Annotated in this window: 7 protein-coding genes; 4 read left to right on the top strand and 3 right to left on the bottom strand. The window is 75.1% G+C overall.

Translation table 11 applies throughout. The features are described 5' to 3' along the window. Positions 1-143: 143 nt before the first annotated feature. Genes ACFXGA_RS11320 through ACFXGA_RS11310 form a run of 3 tightly spaced genes read left to right on the top strand, consistent with a single transcriptional unit; the run spans position 144 to position 4428 of the window. Positions 144-791: an isochorismatase family protein gene (locus ACFXGA_RS11320; RefSeq protein WP_378086664.1), complete on the top strand. Its 648-nt coding sequence runs from the start codon at positions 144-146 to the stop codon at positions 789-791. Beyond that, positions 788-2665 (top strand): anthranilate synthase family protein, encoded by a 1878-nt coding sequence (locus ACFXGA_RS11315; RefSeq protein WP_378086662.1) that lies wholly within the window; start codon positions 788-790, stop codon positions 2663-2665. Before ACFXGA_RS11320 ends, ACFXGA_RS11315 begins: the two co-directional genes overlap by 4 nt. A gap of 20 nt (positions 2666-2685) precedes the next feature. Beyond that, a complete protein-coding gene (locus ACFXGA_RS11310; protein ID WP_378086660.1) occupies positions 2686-4428 on the top strand; it encodes an FAD-binding protein in 1743 nt (580 codons plus the stop codon). 6 nt (positions 4429-4434) lie between these two features. Here the strand turns inward: ACFXGA_RS11310 and ACFXGA_RS11305 are convergent, their stop codons facing one another. After that, positions 4435-5940 (bottom strand): FAD-dependent monooxygenase, encoded by a 1506-nt coding sequence (locus ACFXGA_RS11305; RefSeq protein ID WP_378086658.1) that lies wholly within the window; start codon positions 5938-5940, stop codon positions 4435-4437. Positions 5941-6225: 285 nt separating this feature from the next. On the opposite strand from ACFXGA_RS11305, the gene ACFXGA_RS11300 reads away from it, so the two are divergent. Next, a complete protein-coding gene (locus ACFXGA_RS11300) occupies positions 6226-7203 on the top strand; it encodes an L-threonylcarbamoyladenylate synthase (RefSeq protein WP_378086656.1) in 978 nt (325 codons plus the stop codon). Between the two features lie 42 nt (positions 7204-7245). On the opposite strand, the gene ACFXGA_RS11295 is transcribed toward ACFXGA_RS11300, so the two are convergent. Continuing rightward, a complete protein-coding gene (locus ACFXGA_RS11295) occupies positions 7246-7887 on the bottom strand; it encodes a carbonic anhydrase (RefSeq protein WP_378086654.1) in 642 nt (213 codons plus the stop codon). Between the two features lie 97 nt (positions 7888-7984). Beyond that, a complete protein-coding gene (locus ACFXGA_RS11290; RefSeq protein WP_378086652.1) occupies positions 7985-8677 on the bottom strand; it encodes a TetR/AcrR family transcriptional regulator in 693 nt (230 codons plus the stop codon). Positions 8678-8982: the final 305 nt, after the last annotated feature.

The raw sequence follows: 8982 nt of genomic DNA, 5'->3' as shown, positions 1-8982 counted from the left end.
GGGGGCCCGCCGGGGTGTTGACGGGGGTGCGCGATGGCGCCACCCAAAACACCTGCCCCCGCCTCCCGGGCGGGGGGGGGGGGGCGGGGGGGGGGGGCCGGCGCGGTCGGCGTCCGCCGCCCGGCGAGGAAGGTGGCCAGACCATGCCCATCCCGACCATCGACGCCTACCCCATGCCCGTTGCAGCCGGGTCGGACGGCCCGCTGCGGTGGGTGGTCGACCCGGAGCGGACCATCCTGCTGATCCACGACATGCAGCGCTACTTCGTCGCGCCCTTCCCGGCGGGCGGGGAACCGGTGGTGTCCCTGGTGGCCAACATCGCCGCGTTGCGGGAGCGGTGCGCCGCGCTCGGCGTCCCGGTCGCCTACACCGCGCAGCCCGGCAGCATGACCCGGGCGCAACGCGGCCTGCTCACCGACCTGTGGGGGCCCGGCATGACGGTGTCCGAGGCCGACCGCGCGGTGGTGGACGAACTCGCGCCGGGCGAGCACGACACGGTGTTCACCAAGTGGCGCTACAGCGCGTTCTTCAACTCCGGGCTGGAGGAGTTCCTGCGGGAACGCGGCCGTGACCAGATCGTCGTGTGCGGTGTCTACGCGCACGTGGGCGTGCTCGTGACGTGCCTGGACGCGTTCAGCTCGGACATCCGGCCGTTCCTGGTGACCGACGCGGTCGCGGACTTCTCCGAGGCGCACCACCGGATGGCGATCACCTACGCCGCCGCGACGTGCGCGTCGACCACGTCCACCAAGGAGGTCCTGCGCATGCTGTCGACGGGGGCCGACTCGTGACCGACACCGACCTGCTGGACCGGCTGCTGGCCGGGAACGCCGACGCCTACGCCCTCCTGCACCGTCCCAAGTCGACCGGCTCCGGGCACGTCGAGGTGTTCGCGGGCCCGCTGACCGAGCACGACCGGCTGGCCGAGCTGTCCGTCCACGACGGACAGGTGCTGGCGCTGGTGCCCTACCGGCAGATCACCGAACGCGGCTTCGCGTGCGCGGACGACGGTGCGCCGCTGCTCGCGATGGCGGTGTCCGAGCGGGCCGTGCTGCCGCTCGACGGCGTGCTCGACCGGCTGCCGGACACCCCGATCGTGCTCGCCGACGGGCACTTCGACGTGGACGACGACGGGTACGCCGACGTCGTCCGCTCCGTGCTGGCGAACGAGATCGGGCGCGGGGTCGGCGCGAACTTCGTGGTCAAGAGGTCGTACCTGGTCGACATCGCCGACTACTCCCCCGCGACCGCGCTGACCCTGTTCCGCCGGCTGGTGACCCGCGAGCCGGGCGCGTACTGGACGTTCCTGGTGCACACGGGCACTCGCACGTTCGTGGGCGCGAGCCCCGAGCGGCACGTCACCCTCGACCGCGGCCGGGTCGTGATGAACCCGATCAGCGGCACCTACCGGTACCCGCCGACCGGGCCGGAGTTGGACGGCGTGCTGGAGTTCCTGGCCGACCGCAAGGAGGTGGACGAGCTGCACATGGTGCTGGACGAGGAGCTGAAGATGATGGCCCGGGTGTGCGGCGCGGGCGGGCGCGTCATCGGCCCGTTCCTCAAGGAGATGGGCAGCCTCGCGCACACCGAGTACCTGATCGAGGGCAGCACCGCGATGGCCGCGGGGGACGTGCTGCGCGAGACGTTGCTCGCGCCGACCGTCACCGGCAGCCCGCTGGAGAGCGCCTGCGAGGTCATCAGCCGCTACGAGCCCGCCGGGCGCGGCTACTACAGCGGCGTGGTGGCGCTGATCGGGCCGGACCCGTCCGGCGGGCAGGCGGTCGACTCGGCGATCCTGATCCGCACCGCCGACATCGACGCGGCCGGCCGGGTGGCCATCGGCGTCGGCGCGACGTTGGTGCGGCACTCGGACCCGGCGTCGGAGGTGGCCGAGACGCGGGTGAAGGCGGCGGGCCTGCTGGCCGCGCTGACCGGGTCGGCGACGTCGGTGGCGCCGTCCGGCGGCGCGGGGTTGGGCGGGCGGCGTCCGGTGGTGGAGGCGTTGGCGCGGCGGAACGAGCCGCTGGCCCGGTTCTGGTCGGAACCAACGGGCCGGCGGGCCCGGCCGCGGGCGGGCTTCGCGGGCAGGCGGGTGCTGGTGGTCGACGCCGAGGACACGTTCACGTCCATGATCGACGTGCAGCTGCGGTCGCTCGGCCTGGAGGTCGCGGTGCGGCGCTACGACGTGGAGCACGCGCTCGACGACGCGGACCTCGTCGTGCTGGGGCCCGGTCCCGGCGACCCGCGCGACCGGGCGCACCCGAAGATCGCGCACCTGGCCGCGGCGGTGCGGCGGCTGCTGCGCGAACGGCGGCCGTTCCTGGCCGTGTGCCTGAGCCACCAGGTGCTGAGCGCCCACCTCGGCCTGCCGCTGCTGCGCCGGGACCTGCCGCACCAGGGCGTGCAGCTGGAGATCGACCTGTTCGGCCGGCGCCGGCACGTCGGGTTCTACAACACCTTCGCGGCCCGGCACGACGGCGGTCCGCTGCCGCTCGGCGACGCGATCGAGGTCAGCCGCGACCCGTCGACCGGGCAGGTGCACGCGCTGCGGGGCCCCGGCTTCGCCTCGACCCAGTTCCACCCGGAGTCGATCCTCACCCGGGACGGCCCGGACATCCTGGCGGACCTGGTCGCGCCGCTGCTGACGGCGGCGGTGCCGAGGTGACGGGATCGAGCGGAGGCGGCATGGACGACCACAACGGGCTGATCAGCAGGCGGCGGCTGCTGGCGGCGACCGGCGCCATGGGGATCGGCGCGGCGGCGACGCCCGGAGCGGCAGCGGCCGAGCCCGGGACAGCGGCCGGGTCCGGTGCGGCGGCGGCGACCGGGGCCGGGACGGCGGCGGAGGTCGGGGCGGGGACCGGAGTCGGGGCTCGGGCGGGGTTCGGGGCGGTGACGGTCGAGCCCGGCGACCCGCGTTACCCGGACCTGGTGGTGGGCCTGGACCGGCGGTGGGTGGGGCGGCCCGGGTCGGTGCGGGTGGTGTCCTCGCCGCGGCAGGCGCTGGACGTGGTGCAGGAGGCGGTGCGGGCGGGCAAGCGGTTGACCGTGCGCGGCGGCGGGCACTGCTACGAGGACTTCGTGTTCAACGCCGAGGTCGAGGTGGTGCTCGACCTGTCGGGGATGACCTCGGTGACCTTCGACCCCGTGCACCGCGCGTTCTCGGTGGAGGCCGGGGCGACGCTGCTCGACGTGTACGAACTGCTCTACAAGACGTGGGGCGTGACGATCCCGGCCGGTCAGTGCTACTCGGTCGGCGTGGGCGGGCACGTCGCGGGCGGCGGTTGGGGGTTGCTGTGCCGCCGGGACGGGCTCGTGGTCGACCACCTGCACGCGGTGGAGGTCGTCGTCGTGGACGCGGCGGGCCGGGCCGGGCTCGTGGTGGCGACCCGAGACCCCGACGACCCCCACCACGACCTGTGGTGGGCGCACACCGGCGGTGGCGGCGGCACGTTCGGCGTGGTCACCCGGTACCTGTTCCGCTCGCCCGACGCGCGGTCGGACGACCCGGCGCGACTGCTGCCCAAGCCGCCGGCGGAGCTGTTGCTGAGCGCGATCGCGTGGCCGTGGGACGGGATGACCGAGGCGGCGTTCACCCGGTTGGTGCGCAACTGGACCGGCTGGCACGTGGCCAACGCCGCGCCCGGCGGGCGGTACGCGGGGTTGTGCGGCTTCCTGCTGCTCAACCAGCGCGCCACCGGCGAGGTCGGCCTGTTCACCGTGCTCGACGGCAGCGGCACGGACGCCGAGCGGCTGCTGGACCGCTTCGTCGCCGACGTCACGCGCGGCGTCGGCCTGCCGCACGGCGCGCTCACCCGGCCCTCCGGTGAGCACGGCCCGCTGACGCGGTACGCCCGGCCGAAGCGGTGGAGCTGGCTGACCGCGACCCGGCACCTGGGCACGATGCACCCCCGGATGGTGGACCCCACGCTGCGCGGCGAGCACAAGTCCGCCTACCACCGCGCGGGGTTCACCGACGCGCAACTGGCGACCCTGTACCGCAACCTCGACGGCCGGGACGGGTTCGCCAACCCGTTCGCGCAGGCGATGCTGACGTCGTCGGGCGGCCGGGTGAACGCCGTCGGGCGCACCGACGCCGCGAACGTGCACCGGGACAGCGCGTTCAAGCTGCACATCCAGACCGGCTGGAGCGAACCGTCCGACGACGACGCGAACGTGGCGTGGGCACGTCGCTTCTACGCCGAGCTGTACGCCGGGACCGGTCACGTGCCGGTCCCGGACGAGCGCACCGACGGGTGCGTGCTGAACTACCCCGACGCCGACCTCACCGAGGCGGAGCACAACACGTCGGGCGTGCCGTGGCACGCGTTGTACTGGGGCGAGAACTACCCCCGGCTGCAAAGGGTGAAGGCGGCCTACGACCCGACGGACTTCTTCCGCCACCGGCAGTCGGTGCGGCTGCCCTGATCCCCGTCACGCGGGCGCGCCGAACCAGGTGCGCAGCGCTTCGCCGAGGGTGTCGCGGTCGTGCTCCGACCCCGTGCCACCCCACGCGAGGTAGCCGTCCGGGCGGACCAGCAGCGTCGGCGCGGACGGCACGTCGGCGCAGCTCGCGACGACCACGTCCACCCGGTCCGCCCACGGCGCGGCGACCCGGCGCAGCGGTTCGCGGTCGGCCAGGTCCAGCAGCACGGGGCGGCCCGCGCGCAGCAACCCGGCCACGGTGGCGGCCTCGGCGCCCACCCGGAGCCGCAGGTCCGGCAGGAACAGCCCGGCGAGCCGGTCGTCGGGCCGCCCGGTGTCGTAGCGCACGTCCACGCCCGTGATCATGCCCGCGAGGAAGTCGTTGACCTGGGGCAGTCGCATGAGTTCCACGAACAGGTCGCGCAGCGCGTCCACCCGCCGGTCGGGCAGCATCAGGCCGACCTGCGCGCGCACGTTGTAGAGCACGCGGGCGGCCACCGGGTGCCGTTCGGCGTGGTAGGTGTCCAGCAGGCCCTCGGGCGCCCAGCCCCGCACCTGCGCGGCGAGCTTCCAGCCGAGGTTGACCGCGTCCTGCAGGCCCAGGTTGACGCCCTGGCCGCCGGCCGGGAAGTGCACGTGCGCGGCGTCGCCCGCGACCAGCACCCGGCCGCGCCGGTAGGTGTCGGCCTGCAGGGCGGCGTCGGTGAAGCGGGTCAGCCAACGCGGCCGGTCCATCGGCACCGGGCGGCCCGCGATGCGCTCGACCTCGGTGCGCAGCTCCTCCAGCGTCACGGGCGCGGTCCGGTCCGGGCGGGACAGGGCCGCGTCGCGGAAGTCGTAGGTGCACACCCTGCTGTGGCCGAACGGGTTCGTCCAGAACAACGTCCAGCCGCGTTCGGTGCGCTGCCAGCCGACCGGGGCCGCGTCCGGGTCGAGCAGCCGCACGTCGCCCATGAGCGCGGCGACCGTGCCGGGCGTGCCGACGAACCCGATGCCGGCCAGCTTGCGCACGGCGCTGCGCGCGCCGTCGCAGCCCACCACCCAGTCGGCGGTGACCTGCCGGGTCGCGCCGGAGGTCGAGCGGACGTCGAGCACGACCCGGTCGCCGAGGTCGTCGAGGCCGACGACCTCGCTGTCGCGTTGGATCACGGCGCCCAGCGCGGCGGCCCGGTCGGCGAACACCTGCTCGGCGTGGGCCTGCGGGCTGCCGACGATCACCGGCCCCTCGTCCACGACGCGGCCGATGTCGAGGGCGAACAGGCCCGCGAAGTGGAACGTCGCCGAGCGCCCGCCCCCGCGCGCGGCCTTGTGCGGCCCGGGTTGCACGGCGTCGAGCAGCCCGCGGCGGTGCAGCGTCTCGGCGGTGCGGGCGTGCAGCGTGCCCGCCTTGGACTCGCCGGTCGGCTCGGGCAGCCGCTCCAGCACGACCGTGCGCACGCCGTGCGTGGCGAGTTCCAGCGCGAGCAGCATCCCCACCGGCCCGCCACCGACCACGGCCACCTCGTGGTCGGTCATCGCCGACCCACCGCGCGAGGGGCGCACCGCATGTCCCTGTTCCGCCGGTCTCCCGCGCTCGAAGGCATCGTCGTCTCCTCGGGGTCGCCCACGCGTGACAGTACGACTCTACACGTACATTCGTAGGTTCACGAGCGTGCGCCGGGCGCGCCCTTGCCCGCGCCCGGCGGTCGGACGGCGGCGTTCTACGCTGGTCGTTCCGGTCGGGTCGCCCGGCACGGACCAGGAAGTGCGGACGCGTCACCGGACGGGTGCGCGGAGCGGGAACAGCGGAGGTTGACCGGCGTGACGGCAGGAACCGGTGACATCGAGAAGGCGGCCGGGGTGCTGCGCGCCGGAGGGCTGGTGGCCATGCCGACGGAGACCGTCTACGGGCTGGCCGCCAACGTCGAGGACACCGCCGCCGTCGCCCGCGTCTTCCAGGTCAAGGGACGCCCGCCCTCGCACCCGCTGATCGTCCACGTCGCCGGCGCGGAGCGGTTGGGCGACTGGGTCGCCGACGTGCCCGACACGGCCCGCCTGCTGGCCGAGCGCTTCTGGCCCGGACCGCTCACGCTGGTCCTGCGACGCGGCCCCCGGGTGCCCCTGGCGGCGACCGGCGGGCTGGAGACGGTGGCCGTGCGCGTGCCCGACCACCCGGTGGCGCTCGCGCTGCTGTCGGCCTTCGGCGGCGCCGTCGCGGCCCCGTCCGCCAACCGCTTCGGCTCGGTCAGCCCGACCGCGGCGGACCACGTCCGCGCGGAGCTGGGGGACGCCGTCGACTTCGTGCTCGACGGCGGTCCCTGCCAGGTGGGCGTCGAGTCGACCATCGTCGGCGTGACGAGCGGGACGCCGACCATCCTGCGGCCCGGCGGGGTGACCCGGGAGGAGCTGGAAGCGGCGCTGGGCCGTCCGGTCGCGGTCGGTTCGGCGAGCGGTGTCCGGGTGCCCGGCCAGCACCCGTCGCACTACGCGCCGCGGGCGCGGGTCGTCCTGGTCGAGCCCGGCGACGTCCTCGCCGAAGCGCGTAGCGCCCAGGAGCAGGGGCACCGGGTCGGCGTCATCCTCCCGCCCGCGCTCGCCGACGCCCCGGTCAAGGCGCACGCCGTGGTGACCGTTCCCCCCTCGACGGCCGCCTACGCCCGCGGGCTGTACGGGTTCCTGCGCGAGCTGGACCAGTCGGGCTGCGACCTCGTCATCGCCTCCCTGCCGGCGGAGGAGGGCCTGGGCCTGGCGATCGCCAACCGGCTCCGCCGCGCCGCGGGACCCCGCCCCACCGCCTGACCGGCGACGGGCGCGGGGCGCGCGGTCGTCGGCGGGACCGGATCAGGGGGCGGATCCGGCGGTGACGTCCAGCCCGCGGGAGGCGACCACGTCCGCGCGGCCGTCGGCCAGGCGGTAGCACAGGCCCACGACGGCCGCCCGACCCGCGTCGACCCGCTCGGCGAGCACGCGGGAGCGGTCCAGCAGCAGGTCCACCGTGCGCCGGACGTGCTCGGCCAGGACCTCGTCGGCCCCGGTGTGACCCCCGGCCCGCGCCGCGAGCACGCTGGGTGTCACCCGCTCGACCACGTCCCGGATGTACCCGGCCGGCACCGCCCCGTCCTCCAACGCGGCCGCCGCGGCCCCGACCGCGCCGCACGAGTCGTGGCCGAGGACCAGGACCAGCGGGCAGTCCAGCACCTCCACCCCGTACTCGATGCTGCCGAGCACCTCCGACCCCACCACGTGGCCCGCGGTGCGCACCACGAACAGGTCGCCCAGACCGCGGTCGAAGATGATCTCCGCGGCCAACCGGGAGTCGGAGCACCCGAACAGCACGGCGAACGGGCGCTGGCCCGGTGCGATCTCGGCCCGGCGGGCCGCGTCCTGGTTGGGGTGCTCCGGCGTTCCCGCGACGAACCGCCGGTTGCCGGCCAGCAGCAGCTCGAAGGCCTCGGCAGGGGTCTGCGACTGGATCTCTGACATGGTTCCACCCTAGGTGATCAACCCGCGACGAGCAGGTGACCGGGGACACCGCACGCCCGGCTCGCGGACGAACGGGATGGTGGTCGGGCGCTCCCGGTCAGGCGCGGTTGGCCGGCCCTCCGCCGGGCGGTTCGTCCGACAGCCCCCGGATGACCACGTCGACCGCCGCGGCGACGTCCTCGCGGTGCCGGCGCAGGGTCGCGGGGGTGATGCCGGTCGCCGTGACGTGGGCCAGGTGGTCCGTCGCCACCTTGAGCGCGGCGCTCATCGCGGCGGCCTGCACGCGGACGTCGACGGAGTCGGGCGGGCCGCCCGAGCGTTCGGTGAGCACCTCGGCGAAGGTGTTCTCCGAGCGTTCCCAGAGCATGAGGTACGCGGCGCGCAGGGCCGGCTCGTCGTGGGTCAACCGGACCACGGCGAGCACCGCTTCGAGGTCCGCGTCCGACGCCGAGTCCAGGAGGGACGGGTACGCGTCGCGCAGGTGTTCGGTCAGCTCCACGTCGGCGGGCCAGGCGCGCAGGACCGCGCGGAAGGCGTCGATCGCCTTGGCCAGCAGCGGTTCCACGCAGCTCTCCTTGCTGCGGAAGCAGCGCCACAGCGTGCGTTCGGAGACGCCGGCGGCTCGGGCGATCCGACCTCCCGAGGTGGCGGCCACGCCGTGCTCGGCGAACAGGCGGACCGCGTGGCGGGAGATCTCCAGGCGCTGCCGTTGGCGTTGCCGGTCGCTCACCGGCGGCCGTCCCCGGCGGGGCGCCCCCGCCTGCTGCCTGTTGATCGCGACGTCCTCCACGCGGCGATTCAAGCATGCCCGTCCACCCGGACGGGCGAACTTTATAGGCAGTGACTGCCAACAAACTGCTACGGTCGGAGTGCTTGATGGATCACGGGAGGAGAGCCATGAGCATTGCCGCGGAGCGCCCGCAATTACCGTTCGCCAGGCCGAACGTCCTCGACCTCGCGCCGATGTACGAGGTGCTGCGCCGGGAGGCGCCGGTCGCGGGGGGGGGGGGGCGGGCCCCCCCCCCCCCCCGGGGGGGGGCCCCCCCCGCCCCCCCCCCCCCCCCCCCCCCCCCCCCCCGCCCCCCCCCCCCAGAG

This window comes from Actinosynnema sp. NPDC059335, assembly GCF_042752395.1.
In the GTDB taxonomy this organism is placed as follows: Bacteria; Actinomycetota; Actinomycetes; order Mycobacteriales; family Pseudonocardiaceae; genus Actinosynnema.
This window is presented reverse-complemented; position numbering and strand designations above follow the sequence as displayed.

What these genes read in the sequence shown, in the direction of transcription:
- ACFXGA_RS11320 (WP_378086664.1), top strand. Translation starts at nt 144, where the DNA reads ATGCCCATCCCGACCATCGACGCCTACCCCATGCCCGTTGCAGCCGGG.
- ACFXGA_RS11310 (WP_378086660.1), top strand. Translation starts at nt 2,686, where the DNA reads ATGGACGACCACAACGGGCTGATCAGCAGGCGGCGGCTGCTGGCGGCG.
- ACFXGA_RS11295 (WP_378086654.1), bottom strand. Translation starts at nt 7,887, where the DNA reads ATGTCAGAGATCCAGTCGCAGACCCCTGCCGAGGCCTTCGAGCTGCTG.
- ACFXGA_RS11305 (WP_378086658.1), bottom strand. Translation starts at nt 5,940, where the DNA reads ATGACCGACCACGAGGTGGCCGTGGTCGGTGGCGGGCCGGTGGGGATG.